The sequence below is a fragment of the Alteromonas sp. G4i13 genome (assembly GCF_054960505.1).
This window is the reverse complement of the sequence record NZ_JBHNYX010000024.1, coordinates 42,370-65,868: the sequence shown is the minus strand read 5'-3', so window position 1 is coordinate 65,868 and position 23,499 is coordinate 42,370. Positions and strand designations below refer to the sequence as shown.

Here is a 23,499-nt window from a genome sequence, read left to right as displayed (position 1 = left end):
TAGTTGCAAGGGCTTTCATTACGCAAATTCTAGTGTATTGGCAAATGAAATGCGTTTTATGAAGCAGGATATAAGGCAGATAGCGTGTTATTGTTCCCTTCACTTTTTTGCTTCCATTCGCTGCGGGCAAGCTTAGCTTCATGTGAAAGTTTATCTAAAGCTTTCATGACCTGTTTAGATTGGGTGTTAGCGTCAGCTTTATTGGCTGAAAAGCGCAGTGCATAGAGCTCATTAACACTAGCGTTGATTCTTTCAAACTGCGAAAGTTGCGCGTTACCCGAAGTTAACGCGTTTATCCACTGCTTAAGAGCAGGCGTAAGTAAACGTGTGTCCTTTGCCTTTATTACTGACATTAGGTTTTGAAACTGTGCTTTTTCATCCCACTGAGCATAAGAGTGGAGGCGCTGTGCAGAACCGGTTTTGTTAGTGATCCCAGGTCCCATAAACTGAGCCTTTTTAAGCTTTCTGTAGGTAACTAACCATCCTGTAAGCGCTATGACGAACAGTACAAGTAGTGCACCAGTTACCATCCAATTAAGCTGGGTATTTTCGTCAGTATTGACTTCACCTGAAGCGCTGTCTAATGGTTTATCCTCATTGCTAGCACTAGCGTTAGGCTGTGTTGCTGTTGACGGTATATCGTTTTGAATATCTCCAGTGCCTGTACTAGTGGTTGATGGGGTATTTGGAATATTAGGAGTATTGACATTATTTGCGCCAGACGCTGGCGCTACCGTAATTGAGCGAGCGGGAATAGTGGCATACTCAGTTTGCTGAGTAAGCGTATTAAACCAAGGGATAGTAATTTCAGGTAAGACAAAGTTACCCGGCTGCGTAGGTATTATCGCCAGCGACGTTTGGCGCTGTGAAATTAAGCTTTGATCTTTTTCAACTGTCGTTGTGTTTGATTGATCCGGGTACAGCTTAAAGTTTGGCGGATAAAACTCAGGAATATCAGGAAGCTGCTCTTCTACTACGCCCAATGCGGTTAGCGTAATAATACGCGTCACTGGCTCACCTGCTACAAAGCTATCACCTTGCGGCCATTCTTCATCCACTCGCACCATTTCAGAAGGCAACCAAGGGTAATCTATACCCTGAGGAATGGGCTTAATGTTCACCGTAATGTCGGGCCCAACGCGATTGATTTGCTGGGTACGGTTAAAGAAGCCAAAACGTTGGTTAGTATTAGCTGCCATAACTTCGCCTGTGAAGATAGGGCCTCTTAGCGTGAATTCACCGGATGCTTGAGGCACAACAGCAAATTGACGCTCTATAATCTGATACCTTCTACCGTTTACGATATCTGTATACTGTTTATCTTCTCCCAGCTGGGTGATTTCCGCATTTTGCATTTCTGGCGCTTGTAGGCTGCCGCGCTCAATATTGCTAGAAAGAAACAGCTTAACCGTGTAAAGCAGCTGCTGATTTAAATAGGCCTCTTTCACGTCGATGTCAGTGGTAACAAAATAGTCTCGGGCGACATTACTTTGTTCTTGTACTGGTATTACTTTGACTTGAATAGGCTTGGTTGATTTACCTTCAATGGTTAATGAAGGAATGGTGAACGTGCCTTCCTTACGAGGAAATAACGTAGTCGTCCAAACGGTGGTACGCTTGGTGTCAAAATTGACGATTGAGGTTTGGCTACTTACGGATGTTCTTCCTACCACAAAGTCTTTAAGCAGAGGAGAGCTGTCGAATGCATCTCTGTCCGCGCTGCCGTCTGCGGTAACCGTTAAGCGAATGGCTTCATCCAACATGACAGGGTTTCTATCAATGGTGGCTTCCAGCGAATTTACATCGGCATAAGCCGCCGTACTTAAGAGTAGGGTTAATAAAAAAACTATACGTGTAGACTGTAATAAGGCTCTCATCTACCAATCACTCCGGTTTGAAGGCATACGTTGACGCTGACGTTTTTGTGCTTCTAATTGCATTTTTCGTTTTAGTAGGAATGCAGGGTCGTCTGGCACGCGGCGCATTAAACTCTCCATTCGCTGCAGCTCTTCTTTTTCTGCGTCGGTAAGCTCGGTTTCTTGACCTTGCATTGCCTGTGCTTCCTGCTCTGCTTGTTGTTCGTCTTTTTGTGCTTGCGCGCTGTCTTGCTGTGCACCATCACCTTGGTCAGACTGCTCTTGTTCTGCATTTTGCTGCTGAGAGTCTGATGACTCGTTCTGACTGTTCATCTCGGAATCATCAGGCTGTTGTGAGTTATCTCCGCCACTTTGCTGTTCATCGTTAGCTTGGCTTTGGTCAGACTGTTGACCCTCATTATCGTCTTGCTGACCATTCTGCTCGTTTGAACCTTCCTGATTGTTCTGGTCCCCTGATTGCTGTTTGCTATTGGGGCTATCAGAGTTATCAGGGCTATCTTGGCCATTATCCTGCGAGTCACTCTGTTCGCCATCATCGCCATTTTCGTTCTGGTTTTGCTCCTGATTCTGCTGTTGCTGCTGTTTCAGCAAATCCTCGACAATCTTTTTGTTGGTTCTTGCATCGTCGAAATCGGGGGCTTCGCTTAACGCCTGATCATATTTCTTAATAGCGTCTTCAAGCTTACCGAGTTTTGCCAGTGCATTGCCTTGATTGTAAAGACTCTCGGGACCAGGAATGTTTTTGAAGGCATTTAATGCACCTTCGTAGTCACCTGATTTATAAAGTGATGATGCTTTCCAAGTGTCGTCATTAAACTGATTAACGGCGTCTTTGTACTTGCCTCTTTGATAGCTGTTTAATGCTTCTTGGTTGTCATTCATAAATGGCGTTTGCCACCATGAGAGTGAATCAGGTTGATTTGCCATCTCTAGAGAATCTTCTGGTGCGCCTATGCCTTGTGACATGCCTATGCCTTGTGACATGCCTATGCCTTGTGATGTGCCAGCAATTTCTGAGGCTTGGTCACGTTGCAGAGCATGGGCGTTTTTAATCATAGAGGGGCTAAGTAAACCCACTAACACGATGAAAACTAACCCGCGTTTGAATGCAAAGGCGGCAAACGGTAGAAGTATAAGCAGCAAGTAAGGGCCAACTTCTTTCCACTGGTCTCCTTGCAAATTACTCTCTTCTTCGTTCTCTTCGCTGTCGCTTTTATCAAGCAGAGATACCGAGGCGAGGGCATCAATGTCGGTGTCGTTTGATGTAAAGGATTCAAAGCGTCCGCCGCTCGTTTTAACCACGTCTTTCACTGCGCCTTCGTTTAACTTGGGTATAACGATGCTGCCGGTGAAGTCTTTTAATAGCTCGCCGCTTTGCTGGCGGATAGGCGCGCCTTCAGATGTCCCAATGGTAAGTGCATTTACTGTAAAAGGAATAGAAGCCACATACTCTTGAAGCTCTTGTTGTTGTTCTAACTCTATTCCGTCAGTAATCCAGTAGATCATGCCTGAGTTATATCCGGCATTCGTGAGAAGCTCTGACGCACTCTCTATACCTAGGAGAGGGTCGCTGCCCGGAACGGGCATAATTTCCGGTGACAGGCTAGGGATTAGGGTTGTGATATTTCCTGCGTCTTGGGTTAAGGGGCTAATGACAAACGCATCGCCAGCGTAAGCAACCAAGCCCATTTCACCTTCACCAATAGCGTTGACTAGGTCTATCGCTTTATATTTAGCGCGAGTTAGCCTGTCTGGCGTCATATCGGTAGCGCGCATTGAAAGCGACATATCTATGACTATAACGTGTCCCATTTTCAACTGGTAAACCGGCTGCGGCAGGCGCTCCCATGTTGGGCCAGCGAGTGCTATCACACTTATAATCCACACAAGAGCAAGCATCCACATTGGAGGTTTTGCGCCCATTTCGTTTTTTCCAATCACCATGTATTGATATAGGTGAGAAGGGATCACAGATTGCCAGCCAGATTGCTTAGCCGTGGTTTTTCTAATTAAAAGCACGAGCAGCATCAGGGGAACGAGTGCGATAAACCATTCGGGGCGTAAAAAATGAAATTGGTCTAAGAAGTCGAATTCCATTACTTCGTCTCCCTGTTTGTTTGCGCTGCTTGTATTGAATCAGCTGAGTTCGGGTGTGGCTGGGACGAGTTAATTCGTCTTTGTGCGAACCAACGAAATGTTGATAAAAGAACCGTCAAAAATGCCCATAGTGCTGACAGTAATATTGCCGCGCCAAGGGGATAGTAAAACAGTGCGCTCAATGGACGCATCTTACGCGTTTCACCTTCAATAGGCTCAAGCGCGTCAAGTTGTTGATAAATAGCTTGAAGTTCCTGGGCATTTCGAGCCCTAAAATATTGGCCGCCAGTGCTAGTTGCAATGTCGGTTAACATGCCTTCATCAAGTTCTTGCGACGGGTTTATTTGTCGGCTGCCGAAAAAGCTTTGGATAAGCATTTTATCTGCGCCCACACCAATAGTGTAAACCTTCACACCCTTACTAATTGCCAACTCTTTCGCCTGCTCGGGTGTAATATTCCCTGCAGTATTTTGCCCATCGGTAAGAAGAATTAAAACGTTATTAGACTCTTCCCGTTCGTCAAAGCGCTTCACCGCTAAACCTATCGCATCGCCAATAGCCGTCTGTTCGCCAACCAACCCAATGACAGCTTCACTCAGAAGTGTAGAAACAGTATCTCTGTCATAGGTAAGCGGCGCTTGAACGTACGCGGTATCGGCAAATAAGATAAGGCCAATTCTGTCGCCAACGCGACGCTGAATAAAGTCATAAACCACCGACTTAGTCATGGTTAAACGGTTAACTTGTCGGCCATTTAGCTGCATATCATCTATCTTCATACTACCCGATAAGTCTACCGCTAACATCATTTCTCGACCTTCGTTTGGTATGCTAACAGGCTCTCCTAACCATTGAGGGCGCGCGGCAGCCGTCACTAGCAGCAGCCATATCAAGCTACTTACCAACAGCGGTATTTTGGTTTGTTTCAACTGGGTTTGCTCTGACACATCGCCAGGTCGCAAATTAGGAACCCGCAATGCAGCCATAGGCATGTCTTGTGCTTTTTTAGAAAGCAGGCGTACGATAATAGGCAAGGGGAGTACAAAAAAGACCCACCACCAAGCAAAATTAAGCATGATGCGGCTCCTTGGTTTGCTTATCATGAGCGCTACCATCGTTTAGACCGCCATCATTCACACCGCCGTAAGCCCCCTTGTTTTTTGGCAGTTTGGCTTTTGAAAGCCAGTTTTTTACTGCCCCTTTGCAGGTTTCAAAATCACTAGGGTTGGGGGTGGCTTGATAAACATTGCTTACTAACAAACCTAAATCACTTTCAAGTTTTCTATCACTACTTTTCAATGCAGAGGTTAAGAACGCTTGCCACTGTTTACCGTATAACCCAGCTACTTGCTGAGTTGGGTAATAGCTCATAGCCGTGCGTTTTAGAATTGAGTTTAACGCCACGGGCCAATTGCTTTGTTGTGCCGAAATTGTTTCAAGTAAGGCTAAAGCTTGCTTGCGCGCCTTGTTGTGACGTATGTGAGCAGTGATAACTTTATATAGGTAAAATAGAGTAATTAAGACTACTGCGATAGCGACCCACCAACCCCAATCTAATGGCCAAATGTTGACCTCTGTAGGTACGTGTATATCGCGCAGTTGAGCTAGTGGGTCTTGCTGCTGAGGGGGCACTGGCATTTGATTTGCCGGCGGCATCGATTGAGCAGCTGATTTTGTGTAACTAGATAGAAAGTTTGATAAAAAATGGGTTGAAAAAATACTGCTTTGCATTAATTAAGCTCCAACCTTTGTTCTTGTTGCATACTTTGAAGCTGTTCGTCTAAAGGAAGGCCCGCTGAAACACTGAATCGAGCGATATTGTTTTTGCGCAAGGCGCTATAAATTGCGCTGTTGTGTTCACTGCGCCATTTTTGATATTGCTGTTGCTCGGTATTGTCGCCTAACACCCAGCGTTGTTGGTTTCGGCCATCAGAAACGCTGACGGTTTGTAGTGAACTGGTTTGTGGCAAGGCGTGTTCTATTGGATCGTTAATTACGATAGCCCTTACTTCACAGTGTCGTGTTAAGTGACTCAAGTGTTGAATAGCTTGGGTACTTAAATGCTGAAAGTCTGACACGAGATAAACCAGGCTCCCCGGCCTTGCTAGTCGTCTTGCCCTAGCACACGCATCGGCAAAAGCTTGTTCGTCTTGGTCTTTGTCCGGCTCAGATTGCGCGCTCTGTTCGTGCAATGCCATAAGTTCATGACACACGTGCAACACGGCCTTTTTGCGAGTTAGTGGTTTAATTTCTTTGTGCTGTTGCTGATTAAATACCAGTGCGCCAACTTTATCGCCACGAGCGGCAGCAGACCAGCTTATTAATGAAGATACATGCGCGGCTTGCACCGCTTTAGTAAGCAGCTGCGTGCCAAATGCCATTGAAGGTAGGTAGTCACAGAATAGAAAAACCGGGCGCTCTCGCTCTTCCCGATACACTTTAGTGTGAGTTTTACCCGTGCGCGCAGTAACGCGCCAATCAATAGCGCGAATATCATCACCGGGCTGATAATGCCGGGCCTCATCAAACTCCATGCCTCGGCCTTTGTGCTTGGTGAGATAACTTCCAGCAAGTTTAGCTTGTGGCATACGTTTAGGCGCCAAACTAAACAACTTAGCTAACTGCTGGTAGCGTAATAATTCTGCTGTAGACAACGAGACGCCATTACTTTGCAGCTTGTCTAGCTGCGCTTGTACATTCACCATAACTTAAGGGACTGCGACAGTTGCAACAATCTTATCAAGTACGTCGTTAATCGTTACGCCTTCAGCCTCGGCTTGATATGACAGAATAATTCGGTGGCGAAGCACGTTGTGAACCACAGCTTGAATATCATCAGGTCCAACAAAATCTCTGCCGCTAAGCCATGCGTGAGCGCGTGCACAGCGATCTAGACTGATGGTTGCTCGAGGGCTTGTTCCCATCGCTATCCACTGGCCTAATTCCGCGTCAAAATTTGCAGGCTGACGTGTGGCCATAATCAATTGAACTAAATACTGTTCTAACTCAGGCGCCATATACAAAGACAACGCTTCTTTACGCGACGTAAAAATATCGTCTTGAGTTAGCGTTGGTGGCGTAACAGGCGGTTCTGAGAGGGCTTCACCTCGCGTTAAACGCAATATCTCTAATTCTGTCTCGGCGTCAGGATAATCGATGTCCACGTGCATTAAGAATCGGTCTAGCTGTGCTTCAGGTAGTGGATAAGTTCCTTCCTGTTCTAGCGGGTTTTGCGTTGCCATTACTAAAAATAGCGGAGGAAGAGGGTAGGTTTTACTGCCTACCGTAATTTGACGTTCCGCCATGGCCTCAAGCAGGGCCGATTGCACTTTTGCGGGGGCACGGTTGATTTCGTCGGCTAGCACTAAGTTATGAAAAAGTGGCCCTTTTTGAAAAACAAACTCACCGGTTTCGGGACGGTATATGTCTGTACCGGTTAAGTCGGCAGGCAAAAGGTCTGGGGTAAATTGTACGCGATGAAAGTCGCCGTCAATACCATTAGCAAGTGCATTGATTGCGCGTGTTTTTGCAAGCCCTGGAGGACCTTCTACCAGAAGGTGGCCGTCGGCCAAAAGAGCGATTAGAAGGCTTTTGGTTAACGCATGCTGACCAATAATCTGTTGGTCTAAATAAGCGTGTAACTGTTGAAATTGCGCTGCTGCCATAATGCAAAATTTCCGTTTGAGTTCTCGTTATCAGGAAGTGTCATTTGAACGATAGATTTATTAAATATCTTATAAAGTGATCGCTTAGCTAAAAAGTAAATTACATATTAATTTAGATAGCTCTAGCCCGTCACAATGACACAAAACAGACTTTCATTTCCATATAAGGTTCATTCTATCTTTCTTCAAGTCGTCAAACAGTAATAAAAATGCGATATGCGGTTGGATGTAAAGCAAGCTTTTTAAATTTCGATAGCATAAAACGGTCAAAATTTGTAAACAGGGCAAACTTTAGTTTCATTTATGTTGCCCTTAACCCTGCATTATTTGCTATTTTGTTCATTGTTTGTAAAAATCGGGTTTATTACAGGTCAGACCACTTCGGGCGATAAGCTCAAACGAAAGTCGGTCATTAATTTAGGTGCATTATGGCAACAAAACAATCAGTTACTACCCGAGAGGGTGATCGCATCGCCATTGTCGCGGGGTTGCGTACTCCGTTTGCGAAAATGGCTACATATTTCCACGGTGTTCCGGCTGTTGATCTAGGTAAAATGGTCGTAAACGAACTTCTCGTTCGCCATGGTGTTCAAAAAGAATGGGTTGACCAGGTTGTCTACGGTCAAGTAGTACAAATGCCTGAAGCGCCAAACATTGCGCGCGAAATCGTGCTTGGCACGGGCATGAATATTCATACCGACGCTTACAGCGTATCTCGTGCATGTGCGACGAGCTTCCAGTCAACGGTAAACATCGCTGAAAGCATGATGGCAGGCACGGTACAGGTAGGCATTGCTGGTGGTGCTGATTCAACGTCGGTATCACCTATTGGGGTTTCTAAGAATCTTGCGCGTGCGCTGGTTGATTTACAGAAAACCAAGACCCTTGGCCAAAAGCTAAACATCTTCAAGCGTTTAAGCTTAAAAGACCTAGCGCCTGTTCCTCCTGCGGTAGCAGAGTACTCAACCGGTTTGTCGATGGGACAAACGGCAGAGCAAATGGCGAAAACGCATCAAATATCTCGTGAAGAACAAGACAAGCTCGCACACCGCTCGCACAGCCTAGCCGCTGAAAGCTGGGAAGCAGGCAAGCTGTCTAGCGAAGTGATGACCGCTTACGCAGAACCGTATAAAGGTGCGCTTGAGCGCGATAACAACGTACGTTTCGATTCTAAGCTTGAAGGCTACGCGAAACTTCGCCCAGTATTCGATAAAAAGTACGGCTCGGTAACAGCTGCAAACGCTACACCGCTTACCGATGGCGCCTCTGCAGTGCTTATGATGACAGAAAGCCGAGCGAAAGAGCTAGGTTATACGCCGCTTGGTTACATTAAGAGCTACGCGTTCTCGGCAATCGACGTGTGGGAAGACATGCTAATGGGGCCGTCGTACGCGACACCTATTGCGCTAGACCGCGCAGGCATGACGCTAAATGACTTAACGCTAATTGAAATGCACGAAGCGTTCGCAGCCCAAACCCTAGCGAACGTTAAAATGTTCGCAAGTGACAAGTTCGCTAAAGAGAAACTAGGCCGCGACAAAGCGACGGGCGAAATTGACATGGACAAGTTCAACGTAATGGGTAGTTCAATTGCCTACGGTCACCCGTTTGCCGCAACCGGCACACGTATGATCACGCAAATGCTTAACGAACTAAATCGCCGTGGCGGTGGTACAGGTCTTCTTACTGCATGTGCTGCGGGTGGTCTTGGTGCCGCAATGATTGTGGAGACAGAATAATATGAGTCAGGAACAAGAAATGACAAATGAAGTTCAGCCAACATCAGGCGCATTTACGTTAACTAAGCAAGATAATGGCGTTGCTATTCTTAGCATGGACGTACCTGGCGAGAGCATGAATACGCTTAAAGCTGAGTTTGGCGATGAGATATCTGCCATGCTTGATGATATTGAACGCGACAGCAGCATCAAAGGTGTGGTGTTAACAAGCGGCAAGCCAAGCTCATTCGTAGCAGGTGCCGATATCACCATGCTAGCAGCGTGTAAAACTGCGGAAGATGCCACAACGATTGCCGCTGGCGGCCAAGCCATTTTCGATAGAATTGAGAACATGAAGGCTACCTTTGTTGCGGCTATTCACGGCCCAGCGTTAGGCGGTGGTTTAGAACTAGCATTAGCGTGTCACTACCGTGTATGTACCGATTCACCTAGCACTCAGGTAGGTCTACCGGAAGTGCAGCTAGGCTTGTTGCCAGGCAGTGGTGGTACTCAGCGCCTTCCTCGCCTAATTGGCATTCAGCAAGCGATGAAAATGATGCTTACTGGGTCTCCAGCACGCGCTAAGCAAGCTAAAAAGTACGGTATTGTAGATGATGTGGTACCTCACAGTGTTTTGCTAAAGGTAGCTGAACAGTTTGCGCTTAAACGCAAACCAGAAAGAGAAGCGCCGCAAAAGAGTGTGATGGACAAAGTGTTAGAGAAAACCGGCCCGGGCCGTAACATGATGTTCAAAAAAGCGCGCGAAGCGACATTTGCCAAAACCAAAGGTAATTATCCAGCGCCAGGTTACATTATTGATGTAATTGAAACAGGCATGAACGAAGGGATGAAAGCGGGGCTTAAAGCCGAAGCTGAAGCCTTTGGTAAGCTTGTTATGACGCCGGAATCTTTCCAGTTACGTCAGATTTTCTTCGCTACGACAGAAATGAAGAAAGAAAACGGCGTTGAAGGTGTTAAACCTGAAAAAATGAAGAAAGTCGGTGTGCTTGGCGGTGGTTTAATGGGTGGTGGTATCGCCTATGTAACGTCGACCAAAGCCGGTGTACCTGTCCGTATTAAAGACGTGCGTGCTGAAGGCATAGCCAATGCAATGAAATATAGCTATGACATCTTAAACAAAAAGGTGAAGAAGCGTTTCATGCGCAATAGTGAAATGCAGAAACAGTTGGCGCTTCTTACCGGTACGCTAGATTATAGTGGCTACCAAGATGCTGATATCGTGGTTGAGGCGGTTTTTGAAGATTTAGATCTTAAGCAAAAAATGGTGGCGGATATTGAAGAGAACTGCAAAGAAAGCACGATCTTCGCGTCTAATACGTCGTCTATTCCAATTACACAAATTGCAGCTAAAGCAGCACGACCTGAAAACGTGATTGGTCTACATTACTTCTCGCCAGTAGACAAAATGCCGTTGGCCGAAGTTATTGCTCACGATAAAACGTCTGACCAAGTCATTTCATCGACGGTAGAGTTTGCTAAAAAGCAAGGCAAAACGCCGGTAGTTGTTAAAGACGGTGCGGGTTTCTACGTAAACCGTATTTTAGCGCCGTACATGAATGAAGCGGCAAACCTCATTCTTGACGGTGAGCCTATTGAGCACATCGATAAGTCATTGGTTAAGTTTGGCTTCCCTGTAGGCCCTGTGAAACTACTTGATGAAGTGGGCATTGATGTTGGTACTAAGATTATCCCATTCCTTGTAGAGGCGTTCGGCGAGCGCTTCACTGCGCCAAGTGCTTTCGATAAAGTACTTGCAGACGGCAGAAAGGGTAAGAAAAACCAAAAAGGGTTTTATTCTTATGAAGGCAAAAAACCAGGTAAAGAAGTGGATGAATCAATCTACGAATTACTTGGGCTATCGCCTTCTGCCAAACTAAGCGAAAAAGAAGTTGCTGAACGCTGTGTATTAATGATGCTTAATGAAGCAGCGCGCTGTTTAGACGAAGGCGTTATCCGTAATGCGCGCGACGGCGACATTGGCGCTATCTTCGGTATTGGTTTCCCTCCATTCTTAGGCGGCCCGTTCCGCTATATGGATACACTGGGAATTAAACACGTTGTTGCTCGTTTAAACCATTATGCTACTGCTGTAGGTGATAAATTTGCACCTGCTGAAGTGTTAGTAAAAATGGCAGAAAACGATCAAAAGTTTTACAGCTAAGTTTATAAAATGTTAAAAGCCGGGCGTTGCCCGGTTTTTTTATGTCTAATGGGTATTTTTGCTGGTTTATTGTTCTATTTTGGGTAGAATTCCTGCGGTTAAAAAATGAACGTGTCAAATTGTTGGCGTCAATTATCAGTAAGTTAAATTGAATAATTGATGGGGACAAGTAACCCCACGTAACTAGGTCAAACAGGCGGAGGCAGTGTGATTTCACTCGTAGTATTAAGCGTTATCTTCTCTCTATATTTTTATGTAGAAGCGTTTAAATGGGGGATGAGCGCGAAAAAGTGGGCGATAGCGGGTTTTGTGTTAGGTCCAATCTTACTGCCCATGTTCTCAATCTCTCGCCATATACATTGGCGCAATGCAGTAGGGTTTAACAACCTTTATATTTCTGCGTAGTCTTTCCTAGCGGTCTGCTGAAATAAGTAAGTGGGGCGTAAAATACAGGTATAAAAAAAGAGAGCGTTGCTCTCTTTTTTTGAAATACTGTGCTTCAGATTAGAAGCCAACGCCGTAGCCACCACCAGATTGTGGCTTAACATACTCTGGTTGAGAGATGGTTTCTTTTTGCGACTCAGGAGCTTGTTTAGCGCCTTCTTGCTTGTCGGCAGCAACTGGGGTAGCGGTAGAAAGTACTAGTGCAACTGCGTACTCTTTTAACATGTTAATTTCCTCTGATTATTTTGAACGAACAAACAAAACCGATTTTTTATATTTGTCATCGGTACTTAATACTTAGCTAAATGCGTGCCAGAAATAATATTTTTTAAGATTTCCTTTATATTCAATGGGTTATAGTTTGTTTTTGGTGCGGGGATTTATCGACGTTCATAAGCGCCATTTTAATGGCACTAGAGTTTAATAAACTAAGGTTGAATAGAGGCATGACTTTGCCTAAAGCTGCAATGAGTGGCGTCAAGGAGGGGAAAGTAAACGCCCTATACGCGAAGTAAAAGGTAAGGGCGGTTAAAAATTGGAGTGGCCGAGCAGCGTATGAAGTTTTTGATTCTCGGTGAGAAGCTTCTCGAAGCGCTCTGCATTTAATGGTCGGCTGTACAAGAAGCCTTGCAACATCTCACAATCGTAGCGACGTAAAATATCTAGCTGTGCTTCTTCTTCAACGCCCTCCGCTACAACTTTTAAGCCTAAATTGTGGGCAATATTTATAATGGCAGCTGCCATATGACGGTCCACATTACTTTTTGCAATATCGTCAATAAATGCTTTGTCAATTTTTAGTGTGTTTAGTGGGAAACGCTTTAAGTAGGCTAGCGACGAGTAACCTGTACCGAAATCGTCTAGCGCTAGGTGAATACCTCTTTCGCGAAGGCGAGTCATCATTTGAAGGCCGTTTTCAGGGCTTTCCATTAGCGTACCTTCAGTTATTTCGCACTCTAAATGTAGTGGTGACAAACCAATATCGCTTAAGATCTTGTTTATTCTATCGTCTAAGTCAGGTAGCTCGAACTGCTTTGCAGAAATATTAACGGCTACACGACCACTAAACAAACCTTGGTTTACCCAGCGTTTGGTATCTGCACAAGCCTTTCTTAGCACTTGTTCACCAATTTCTATAATTTGACCCGTTTGTTCTGCCAGAGGGATAAATTGCCCAGGGCTTACTATGCCCTTTTGGGGGTGCTCAAAGCGCACTAAAGCTTCCATGCTGACTAGCTTACCTGAGGCTATATCAACTTTCGGCTGGTAGTAAACCGTAAACAAGTCATCTTTAATACCTTGTCTTATAAGGTTTTCGATTTGCAGTTGCCTAACGGCGTTTTGATTCATCTCTCCGCTAAAGAACTGGTAGCTGTTACCGCCATTGTTTTTAGCGAAATACATGGCTGTGTCGGCGTTTTTCAGCATTTCTTGGGGAGAAGTGCCGTCGTCAGGGAAGAACGCGATACCAATACTGGCACCCAATACAAACTCTTGCTTATTAATGATAAAGGGGCGAGATAAAGTGTCTAATAGGTTCTGTGCGTAATGCGTTACCGTGTGGATATCGGCATTGTCTTCCATTAACACGCTAAATTCATCACCACCTAAACGATAGCAAGTCGCACTCTTACCCGTAATTCTCTGTAAGCGCTTTGCTATTTGTTTAATTAATATATCGCCCGTTTGGTGACCTAAAGAATCGTTTATTTTCTTAAAGTTATCCATATCCAAACAGAGCAGAGTATGTTGTGCTCCTTTCCGCACCAAGTTCTGGTGGCTAGCTTGGAAGAACGAACGATTCGGAAGCTCTGTGAGCGGGTCAGTATTAGCTAGTTTCAATAGTTCTTTTTCAGTACTTTTTCGTGACGTGATATCACTAAATACGCCTACAAAATGGCTTATTTTTCCGTCATCGTCATGGACGGCGTCTATATTTAATTCCATTTCATAGCGCTCGCCGTTCACTCGCACACTTTCTACTTCACCTGACCAGTTACCTTTCGCTTTTAGCGTTTTCTTAATTTCTTCTGTAAACGCGTCTGGATATAGATGGAAATGCATATAGCTTGCTAATGCTTGATCACGGGTTTCGCCGGTGTAACCGCAATATGCATTGTTTACACTTATGAATTTAAATTGGGTATTAGTTATGAATACACCTTCAGAAATATTCTCAATTGAACGCTTAAATAGATTCAGCTGCTCTTCAGCTTCTTTTAAGTGATGAATATTCTTAAGCGTACCAGTCATTCTTACCGGCTGAGAATTGTGGTCTCTTTCAACCACTTTTCCGCGGTCAAGTATCCAAATCCACTGGTTCTTAAATGTCTTTGCGCGGTATGCGAGCTCGTAGAAGTCGCTATTACCTTCAAGATGGTCTCTTAGAGCAGTTTTAACACGGCTTACGTCGTTAGGGTGTATGTTTGCATCGTAAGCGCCTGTAGTGCGTATATCATCTTGAGGAAAATCAAGAGTGCCCCACGTATTTGCACGGTAAACTTGGCCTCTGTATACGTCCCAGTCCCACAACTCATCACCTGAACTCCATAGCGTCAGTTTAAGGCGTTCTTCCGACTCTTTGATGGCAAGCTGATTGGCTTTTCTTATTTGATATTGGCGAACGATGAACGCAAATATCGCGAAAGCTATTAAACAATAAAATACCAAAGCGACGGTATGGAGCCATGGAGGACGTTCAATAATTATCTGCAAGTTTTTACTTTCAGACCATGATTTCCCGGGCTCTTTTGCTTGAACTGAAAAAGTGTAGCTTCCAAAGGATATATTGTTGAATTGTGCAGACCTTTCATCGTCAACATATATCCAATCATTTTCAAAATTAGAGAGCTTATAACGGTAAGTAACTTGATTAGGGTAAACAGGGTTTACTGAGCCGAATGAAATACTGAACCTGGTTTCATCGTGCTTAAGCGTTAACTGACTTACGTAGGTTATTATTTCCTTGGAAGAGAACGAATGAGTTGAATCATCTCCTTCCATTGAGTTTCTTTTGGATTTAGCGACTGAACCAAAGATGTTGATCTGATATAACTGAGGAGCTAGGGTTTGTAGGATGCCTTCAGCATCAGAGTTTGCGTTTTTGGATATTCTTATAAAGCCTTTGTTGCCACCAAAGTAAATAATGTTGTTTCTAGTAGCAATTACAGCGCCTTCACCCAGTGAGTTAAAGTCTAGTTGCTGATTTGGTATACTCTCAGCTTCTCTGAGTGAAGGAAGAAGCACTTTGTGGACACCCTTAGCGTCAGAGTACCAAATATTGTTGTTTATAGATGTTGTAGACGTGATAAATCCACTTTGGTTATCTCGCTTTTGTTTTTTGACCAAAACAAGGCTTTCTTCGTCTAGTTGGATGACACCGTCGGAACGAGTAGTTAGCCAAAGCCCATCACTTGTTTGGTGAATTCCATATACAAGAGAGTTAATGCCATTGGTTGAATCCAATACCTTTGTGATTTGCTGCTTTTCAACTGAATAAACAATTAGTTTTTCTCCAGCTCTAAACCAAACCCTCTTTTTGTCATCGGCATAGATAGCAAACATTTTTCCGTATTCTTGAGAAAGGTTTTTTTGAGGAGTTGCCGGCTCACTCTCATTAGGCACATCATCAAAATCTATTGAATGAACATCTTCATTAGGAAGTTGGAACCATATTGCAGATTCACTTTTAAAGATGTGATCAATGAATGAACCTTCGAAGTATTTTCGTAGTGTTACTAGTCCATTATCTGTTTCTGCAAGTACAATCAATCCTACCGACGAAGCAAGCCAAATATTGTTGTTGTTATCTATCTCAATGTCCCAGAATGAGCTATTGACATCTATATCTTGAGGCAAATTGAAAAACGATACATTACCGGTTTCTTTCGAAATTTTCCCCACGCCTTTTTGCTGAGAAACAAGAAACAGTTCGTTTGAGCTGTTTTCTGCGAAGCCCCAAATAGTTGAATAATTGTCTTCAGTATGCCGTTCCGAATTAAACACGGGTTGGAAGTGAACACTGGCAAAATCGGGGTGATATTTAAAAGCTCCCCGATGAAAGGTTGCAGCCCAAACAACACCCGTTCTATCTTCTATAACCTTAATTATGATTTCTGGTGGGATTCCTGTTGTGTTGTACGTTTCGGCGTTTAAATGTATAACTTCAGGGTTATAAGCTTCAGTTACTGGAACTGCTGCGCCGTCAGAAAGCAAAAACAACCCTATAAAAGTACCAATCCAAATATCGTCATCAACAACCGATATTGAAAATGAATTTACCTCTTCTTCAACACCTAAATCTTTACTTTCAATTTTCTTTAGAATTTTCCCATTTGACGCAATTACTATAAGTCCATTATTAGTCGCCAACCAATAGTTGCCGTTAATCACTGATATGTCATGGAGCGCTCGAATATCAAGTGAAACACCCCAAGGATTCACTTTTTTTACGTCATGAACCTCTAAGGTCTCTGTATCTATAAGTTTTGCGCCAAACTTATTTGAGCCCACCCAGATACGATTGGCTTCTTCGAAGATAACTTTAATGAAGCTTTCTTCATTGAAAACCTGAGTCAGAACACTTATTTGCGATCGTTGTTTGGAGTATCTATACAAGAATTTGCGATCCGCGAAGAGAATATCGCCATTTTTGGACTCTGTAATTGCTGTTATTAAATCAGTTTTTATTACCGAGTTTTCTTTATTGAAAACTTTGAAACTGTCGGTTTCAGGCTGATAAAGCGCTAGTCCCGAGTGTGTGCCTACCCATAATTGCCCCTCCGAATCCACAAACAAGGATTGAATGTACCCTGAAGGTAACGAATTCGGGTCTACATCTGAGGGATGGTATTGTTTTACATCATAACCAGAGTATCGGTTAAGGCCGTTTGACGTTGCAAGCCAAATGAAACCCATGTCATCTTCCACAATGTCTAATACTGCGGTATCCGATAGACCATGCTGCTTATTTAGCTCTGTAAAATGAAGATCAGAAACCTCTATCGCCTTTGCAGAAGAAAAAAGAATTCCTGACAAAGCCAACAAAAGAAGAGAAATTGAATAAATTAGGGTTGAGCGCACCTACACACCTTTGGCATACGCCATTTATTATTTTTTTATTTTACTGGCGGCATCCCTAACAGCCAGAATAATAAATATGCCGAATTAACTAAGCCTCTACAAGGACTTTTTAGTAATAACAAGAATGATGGTTTACTTATTAACCAACCTTGTCTGCGAATACCACTGGGTATCGGCAGATTGGTTAAAATCTTAACGACCGTGGCACGTGCCTACAATGCAGCTTTAGTAGTAAGGAATTTCTTTTTTGAATTCAGAAATACTGTTAATCGTTCGTTTTTCTTGCGTGGGAATACTCTCAAATTTTCCTCGAGAGAAAAGCACCAATTCCCCGCAGCGCTCTCGTTTAGCGAGTTGATGCGCGAAGTCTTGAATCTCTTCGAAACTCAAGCCTTTGATTCTTTCAGCAAGCTTTGCATTTCTATTAAACTCTAAATCTTGCGTACCCAAACTTACCCATAAACGCTGTGACTTCATCGAAAGTGTAAGGTCTCTCTCTTCTAACTGCTTAATAAGGTTTTGTTGGATAGTCGGCCAATAAAAACGATAGAACTCTATTTCATTGAGTTGCTGGAATAAAAAGGCGGTCATTGCATCTAGCAACTGCTTTGGACTGCATTGCGGGCTTTGTATGTAAAATGCCATTCCGGGGTGTTGATTATGTGGTACATAGCCTGTACCGACTATGTATCCCAATTGCTGTTCTGTTCTTAACGAATTGAAGAACGGTGCTGCCAGCATCTGTTCAAGAACCATACACAATGCGGTGTCGGTGAGGCTCGGAGAAGGCGCTTGTAAATAAAGTACGACCGCTGAGTCATCGTGATTACACAACACTTCGTGATAAAGAGTTCCGCCCACAGGCAGCTTAGATACGGCACGAGAAAGGGGACCTCCTCCTGCATTTTTACAATGGCTATGAAGCGATGTCGAAAACGCCTTTGCTTCATCGCTTGTCCAGTTGCCATGCATAAATGCCTCTACAAAATAATGCTCAAAAGCTGCACTGCGACAGCCTAGCATCTCGTTATAAGAGATGTTTTCTATCACGTCTAATAATTCAACTGGCGCTTGCGTGTTGCGTTGAATAAGAACACTTAAACGAGAGAATAAACGGTTAGTCGGCTTATTTAACAGTGAATTATGAAGGTTTTGAATTTGAAGTGCTTTGTGATGTTCAAAGGCTCTTTCGTCAGGAATAAAACCGAGAACGGCGTCAAGAAGTTGACTTGCTAACAATGTCTGCTGATTCGTAAAACCACGGGTGTGTAGGGTAAATCCAGCTTGATGCCCATAAATCCGATAGTGAAGTCCTGCTATTTCAGCTCGGTAGTATTTAGCTTGGAGATGATCGTTAAGTGCGCCGAGCCAAATTCGCTTGGCCGCAACAGAGGTCAAAGAGTCTGAAAACTGAGCGGCGTCGAAAGAGATATAAATATCGCCTTTGGGGCTATGGAATTGTTGGTCCTGAGCGAACCAAAATCGATAGCCACCATTATCTACCAACCTATTTGGAACATTAAACCCCGTTTCAGGGAGGATAAGCGTGTATTCGCTCGCCAAATAAGGGTTGGGTGGGGGAAGACACAATTCTGGAATTTTCTTTGCGCTTTCAAGTGAATGTATTAGCGCATCGTCGATGTCTTCAACGCTATATTCAGCCTCATAAAATGCGCAAACCTGAGTGGTTTTAACATCTTTTGATATAACCTTTAAACGAAGGTTCTTGGGCGTGAAAAAGGACAGAGCATGCTCAATTATGCTTCTGTCATAACTACCAATAGTAGAGCGAAGTCTATTTAATTCGTCAGGTTCGAATATAAATTGATGCTGTGCATACTCAGTTATGATCCCAAGCGGCTTCACATTTTCTTCGTACTCTAAAGCCAGCGCGTTTAGCTGCGACTTTTCGTGAAAGCGCCACTCTTCAGTCGATGCTTCTCTAATTAATTCGATGTAGCCAAATAGTGCCTCTAACACCTGCGCTTTGTGTTTAAGGCCTTCCTGGGTAAGCTGAAAGCTCACATTAAAATCTTTAAATTTATCGCCTTCTATGCCAGAGCCCGCTATCAGGTTTAACGCCCAATCTTTTTCTTTTAAATAGGCAAGTAGGCTTCCTTCACCTTCGTCACCAATCAAATGGCTGATGTAGTTCAGCGGTTTGGTTTTGTAGTCGTTCTGTAAAGCGGGGAGGGCAAATGTCACTATCATACGTCTAGCAGATTGCAGCGGATGAATGTTGATTTGAATGCCCAGTTCATTTTCTGTGTAAAGCGAAGGCCAGTCGTCAGAGGCTAACTGTCCACTTGGCAATGTCCCAAAACACTGATTCACTAACGCCTCGAGTTGACGTATTGGCATAGGACTGGCTATGCACAAGCGCATATTAAGCGCACAGTAATACGATTGGTGCAGTGCCTTTAGGCGCCGTTTAAGCTCTGTACATTCGTGTTGAGAAAAGGTATCGCAATTGCCTACAGAAAATTTTGCAAAAGGATGTTCTGGATTACATGTCTCTTTATGAATTTGATAAAGGCGGCGAAGGTCGTCTTTTTTCTTAAACTCAAATTCAGCATGAATGTTCTTTATTTCGTTGGTTAGTGCGTCTTCTTCAAATAAGGGTTGCCTAAGCATATCTGCAAATGCAGGCAATGTTTGCGCAATAGCGTCACCGCTGCAATTAAAATGGTAATTTGTGTACTCGGTACCTGTCCACGCGTTGATTGTGCCGCCGTGTTGCTCAATGAATCCATTTATAGCATTGGGTTTGGGCAAATGACGGCTACCCATAAAAAGCATGTGTTCAAGAAGATGGGCTAACCCTTGGCAATCGTTTGGGTCATAAAAGTGTCCGGCTCTTACCGCCATTGAAACAAAAGATTCACTCGCTTCTGGCGTGTGACATAACATGGCACGCAACCCATTAGGTAAAGTAACGTGATGTGCGTTTTCTAAATTTATGGTGTTGTTCACATTGTCTCGTTTTTGGTCAAGAGCACCTTACTGCTGGAGCGTCTATAAAGAGAAACTTCACAAAACGTTAAATAATGTACGAAAATTCTCACTATTCGCGGTTTAGCGCTAGGCGTAGTATCAGCTCTCTGATATCGTTAGCATACTTTCATTAATACTATGCGCAATGTTATGTCAGGTCAAAGTAGCAACGACGACATTTATCTTTTCATTATGCGTCACGGTGAAGCAGAAGCGCCCAGACTCGATGATAAAAGCAGGCAACTTACACCATTAGGTAGAGAGCAAGCCAAAACAGCAGCTTTATGGTTAAAAGACCAATATTGCCAGAAAGGCATTGTGGACTTAGCGCTTGTGAGCCCTTATCGTCGAGCCAAACAGACCCATGATATGGTATCGCTTGATATCATTGCGAACAAAGTTGAAAATAATGAAGATATTGTTCCGGAAGGCTCGCCAAGACTGGTGAGTGATTATATTGATGGACTTCTTCACGCCGCGGTCAATTCCAAAAAACCAATCAAAAAACTTCTTGTTGTTAGTCACATGCCGCTAGTTAGCTATCTCGTTGATGAACTGTGCCAGTCTTACACCACAAGTTTGTTTTCTACGGCCTCAATTGCTGTTATCAAGTACTCTTTAAAAGAGCACAAAGGCACGCTGGTAACGCATTATCAAGGACTGTAAACGCCTTGCTCCTTCTTAGCGATTAATTTCGGAAATTGAACAATTAATCGTTAAGTATATTCCCACATGGTCGATAGACTCTTTGAGAGTGTCAAAGTTTATTCTATTGAAGGGTTGGGAAATGGACAGCAAATCTATTCCTGAGCTCCTTAAACGTTCATTGCAATCGCATATGGCGGAGGCTGATTTACGTGAAGATAAGGAGACGCAGGATATTATTGCCAAATTATCTGAATTGTCAGATAAGGTCGCTGCTGCGAAAGCTAGAGCGCTGGCAAATAGAGCACAGCGTCTAGCTGACGAATCAAAAGGTTAGCTGATAAGGCCGAAAGGCAGGTTAACCACCAAAACGTTTAGTGGTCGTTATTCGACTCTTTAGGTGCAACATAGTATTCCGGCATGATTCTGACGGTTTTTATCATGCTTTCTGAAATGTCTACAATTTCTAACGGATAACCCGCCAAACGCACGCTTACTTTGTTCTCAGGAATATCTTCAAGATACTCAAGTAATAAACCATTAAGGGTTTTAGGGCCTTCCGTAGGCAGGTTCCAATCCATTTCTCTGTTCAATTCCCGGACGTTGGCACTACCATCAACCAATACTGAACCATCCTGTTGTACGTGTGCTTCCTTACTGTGGTCTGGAACCATACTGGTGGTAAAGTCACCGATAATCTCTTCAAGAATATCTTCAAGAGTGACTAGACCCATAATGTCGCCATACTCATCAACAACCAGAGCAATGCGCTCTTTTTCGGCTTGAAACTTATACATCAGCGTGTGCAGCGGGGTAGATTCAGGCGTGTAGTAAATCTCACGAACTGCGCGAAGCAAGCTTGATTTAGTGAACTGGTCTTTAGATAGAAGGCGCAGGGCGTCACGCACATGCACAAAGCCGACCGCATCGTCGACACTGTCTCGGTATAATAAAACACGGGTATGTTGAGCATGGGTTAACGCTTTTTGAATTTTCTTCCAATCGTCGTTAATGTCGATAGCAAAAATTTCAGCACGTGGCACCATGATATCTTCGGCCGTTACGCTTTCTAAGTCCAAAATACTCACCAACATATCTTGGTGTCGCTTAGGGATCATGGCACCAGCTTCAAAAACCACGGTTCTTAACTCTTCTCGACTTAACGAGTCGTCACTTCCACTTGCAGGACTAATTCTTAGCAAAGCTAGAATGCCGTTTGTGATACCGTTAATTGCTGCCACAAAAGGGTACAGCAAGGTAAGCAGTGGAAGCAGAATAATGGAGCTCGGAAATGCCACTTTTTCTGGATACAGCGCAGCTAGTGTTTTCGGCGTTACTTCTGCAAAAATAAGTAGGACCAGCGTTAAGCCAAAGGTAGCAGCAAACAGCCCCCAATAGTCACCGAATAAACGAATACAAAGTATGGTTGCAAGCGAGGATGCTGCAATATTAACTAAGTTGTTTCCGATGAGAATAAGGCCGATAAGGCGATCAGGTCGTTCTAGAAGTTTAGCAACACGTATAGCTGAGCGGTTGCCTTCTCCTTGCAAATGCTTGAGTCGATAACGATTAATCGACATCATGCCAGTTTCTGAACTAGAGAAATACGCAGATAGTAATATGAGTACGCCGAGCGCGATAAACAGCGTACTCGTTGATATGTCGTCCAATTAATGGGTTCCTGTCTTAACTTAGGCTTCAAATGTATTGATTTGAGGTGCGAGTTTCAAGGGAAAATTGTTGATATGCCCCTAATTAACTAGATAACACCAAAAAGTGACAAGCGCCGCCGAGCCGCCTAAAAAGCAAGCTCGGCAGCGAGCTCAGCAATAAATACAGGGAGTTTTAAAGAAGAAATTCGCGAACTAATTTGCTACCAAAATAGGCAAGGGACAGTAGCGTCACACCCAAGACTGTCATCACAATAACTTGTCGCCCGCGCCAACCCCGAAGTTTCTGGCCTATTAAAAGAATGAGAAAAACAACGAGAGCGGCCGCTGATAGCACCGTTTTATGCGCGTAAGTTTTGTTAAACATATCTTCTAAGAAAACAAACCCGCTAATTAGTGAGACGGTTAGTAAACAAGTTCCCGCAAGCAACAGCTTGAACAAAATGTTTTCTACAAGCATTAAAGGCGGTAGTGATGAATGTAGTAGCGCAGCACCTTTTTGCTTTAACCGGTAGGTAATGTAGGACATTTGCAGTGCGTATAAGAATGCAATGACCAAAGTGCAGTAAGCAAACAATGACAAACTAATATGGATAACTAAGCCCGGCTGCAGCTCTATGTGCATGATGTACGACACGGGAATAAACTGTGAGGCGAGTACCGTAAGACTTGCAAAGCCGAAAACAACAGGAAGTAAAATAAGATTAGGAATGGCGCGGGCAAATATAAGCATGGATACTGTGATTATCCACGACACTAATGAAAGTACGTTGGTTACACTCATGTCTTGCCCAGGCGCGACAATAATAACGTTGGTGAGAAAAGCGATATGTGCAATTGCCCCAACACTAGCGATGGCTAGCCCCAATCGCTTATTCGGGCCGTCTTGGTGTACGAATTTGCCAATAAGTACTGCCGCAGCTAATGCGTAGAGTAAAGCAGCAGAAATGGCGAAAAGGGTGTTCATGATGCGTCCTGTAATAGGTAGGTGACGTCTTCACCGACTGAGTCGGTATTGATACTGCAACTTGCAAGTAAATTCAACCATCTCCTTGATTTTGTTTGTTTCACACCCACTTTTAGTGTGGGTATAGGATCATGGAAGGACAATTTTTACTCCATATC

16 protein-coding genes are annotated in these 23,499 nt (G+C 43.9%); 5 read left to right on the top strand and 11 right to left on the bottom strand.

Annotated elements, in window-relative coordinates:
• Positions 1–56 precede the first annotated feature (56 nt).
• From ACFI6J_RS13095 to ACFI6J_RS13070, 6 genes are read right to left on the bottom strand one after another with little or no spacing between them, the layout of a single operon-like run.
• Positions 57–1,877 carry a BatD family protein gene (locus ACFI6J_RS13095; RefSeq protein ID WP_462586206.1) on the bottom strand — a complete coding sequence of 607 codons (1,821 nt, stop codon included), beginning with the start codon at positions 1,875–1,877 and terminating at the stop codon, positions 57–59.
• On the bottom strand, positions 1,878–3,974 hold the full coding sequence (locus ACFI6J_RS13090; RefSeq protein WP_462586205.1) for a vWA domain-containing protein: 2,097 nt from the start codon (positions 3,972–3,974) through the stop codon (positions 1,878–1,880). It lies immediately after the preceding gene.
• The gene (locus tag ACFI6J_RS13085) at positions 3,974–5,050 is read right to left on the bottom strand and encodes a vWA domain-containing protein (protein WP_168462737.1); all 1,077 of its coding nucleotides are present in this window, start codon (positions 5,048–5,050) and stop codon (positions 3,974–3,976) included. The genes ACFI6J_RS13090 and ACFI6J_RS13085 overlap by 1 nt, the downstream gene beginning before the upstream one ends.
• Positions 5,043–5,705, bottom strand: a complete 663-nt coding sequence (locus ACFI6J_RS13080; protein ID WP_342314304.1) for a DUF4381 domain-containing protein — start codon at positions 5,703–5,705, stop codon at positions 5,043–5,045. Before ACFI6J_RS13080 ends, ACFI6J_RS13085 begins: the two co-directional genes overlap by 8 nt.
• On the bottom strand, positions 5,705–6,679 hold the full coding sequence (locus ACFI6J_RS13075) for a DUF58 domain-containing protein (RefSeq protein ID WP_462586204.1): 975 nt from the start codon (positions 6,677–6,679) through the stop codon (positions 5,705–5,707). Before ACFI6J_RS13075 ends, ACFI6J_RS13080 begins: the two co-directional genes overlap by 1 nt.
• A gap of 3 nt (positions 6,680–6,682) precedes the next feature.
• On the bottom strand, positions 6,683–7,639 hold the full coding sequence (locus ACFI6J_RS13070) for an AAA family ATPase (protein ID WP_061485195.1): 957 nt from the start codon (positions 7,637–7,639) through the stop codon (positions 6,683–6,685).
• A 428-nt stretch (positions 7,640–8,067) separates the two neighbouring features.
• Here ACFI6J_RS13070 and fadI point away from each other — a divergent pair, with 428 nt between their 5' ends.
• The 3 genes from fadI (at position 8,068) to ACFI6J_RS13055 (ending at position 11,944) form a co-directional block, all read left to right on the top strand.
• Positions 8,068–9,378 carry an acetyl-CoA C-acyltransferase FadI gene (gene fadI / locus ACFI6J_RS13065; RefSeq protein WP_014948809.1) on the top strand — a complete coding sequence of 437 codons (1,311 nt, stop codon included), beginning with the start codon at positions 8,068–8,070 and terminating at the stop codon, positions 9,376–9,378.
• A gap of 19 nt (positions 9,379–9,397) precedes the next feature.
• Entirely contained in the window at positions 9,398–11,539 is a 2,142-nt protein-coding gene (gene fadJ / locus ACFI6J_RS13060) for a fatty acid oxidation complex subunit alpha FadJ (protein WP_014948810.1), read from the top strand.
• 207 nt (positions 11,540–11,746) lie between these two features.
• Positions 11,747–11,944, top strand: coding sequence for a hypothetical protein (locus ACFI6J_RS13055; RefSeq protein WP_014948811.1), 198 nt, complete (start codon positions 11,747–11,749; stop codon positions 11,942–11,944).
• A 99-nt stretch (positions 11,945–12,043) separates the two neighbouring features.
• Here the strand turns inward: ACFI6J_RS13055 and ACFI6J_RS13050 are convergent, their stop codons facing one another.
• From ACFI6J_RS13050 to ACFI6J_RS13040, 3 genes are all read right to left on the bottom strand, one after another.
• Positions 12,044–12,208, bottom strand: coding sequence for a hypothetical protein (locus tag ACFI6J_RS13050; protein ID WP_014948812.1), 165 nt, complete (start codon positions 12,206–12,208; stop codon positions 12,044–12,046).
• 303 nt (positions 12,209–12,511) lie between these two features.
• Entirely contained in the window at positions 12,512–17,065 is a 4,554-nt protein-coding gene (locus ACFI6J_RS13045) for an EAL domain-containing protein (protein WP_061485197.1), read from the bottom strand.
• Between the two features lie 225 nt (positions 17,066–17,290).
• Positions 17,291–20,038 (bottom strand): insulinase family protein, encoded by a 2,748-nt coding sequence (locus ACFI6J_RS13040; protein WP_061485199.1) that lies wholly within the window; start codon positions 20,036–20,038, stop codon positions 17,291–17,293.
• A gap of 171 nt (positions 20,039–20,209) precedes the next feature.
• Here ACFI6J_RS13040 and sixA point away from each other — a divergent pair, with 171 nt between their 5' ends.
• On the top strand, positions 20,210–20,725 hold the full coding sequence (gene sixA, locus ACFI6J_RS13035) for a phosphohistidine phosphatase SixA (RefSeq protein WP_014976012.1): 516 nt from the start codon (positions 20,210–20,212) through the stop codon (positions 20,723–20,725).
• A gap of 121 nt (positions 20,726–20,846) precedes the next feature.
• Positions 20,847–21,041 carry a hypothetical protein gene (locus ACFI6J_RS13030; RefSeq protein WP_014978722.1) on the top strand — a complete coding sequence of 65 codons (195 nt, stop codon included), beginning with the start codon at positions 20,847–20,849 and terminating at the stop codon, positions 21,039–21,041.
• A 37-nt stretch (positions 21,042–21,078) separates the two neighbouring features.
• Here ACFI6J_RS13030 and ACFI6J_RS13025 read toward each other — a convergent pair whose 3' ends face one another.
• A complete protein-coding gene (locus ACFI6J_RS13025) occupies positions 21,079–22,374 on the bottom strand; it encodes an HlyC/CorC family transporter (RefSeq protein WP_014948817.1) in 1,296 nt (431 codons plus the stop codon).
• 175 nt (positions 22,375–22,549) lie between these two features.
• Entirely contained in the window at positions 22,550–23,341 is a 792-nt protein-coding gene (locus ACFI6J_RS13020) for a cytochrome C assembly family protein (protein WP_171337573.1), read from the bottom strand.
• Between the last annotated feature and the right edge of the window lie 158 nt (positions 23,342–23,499).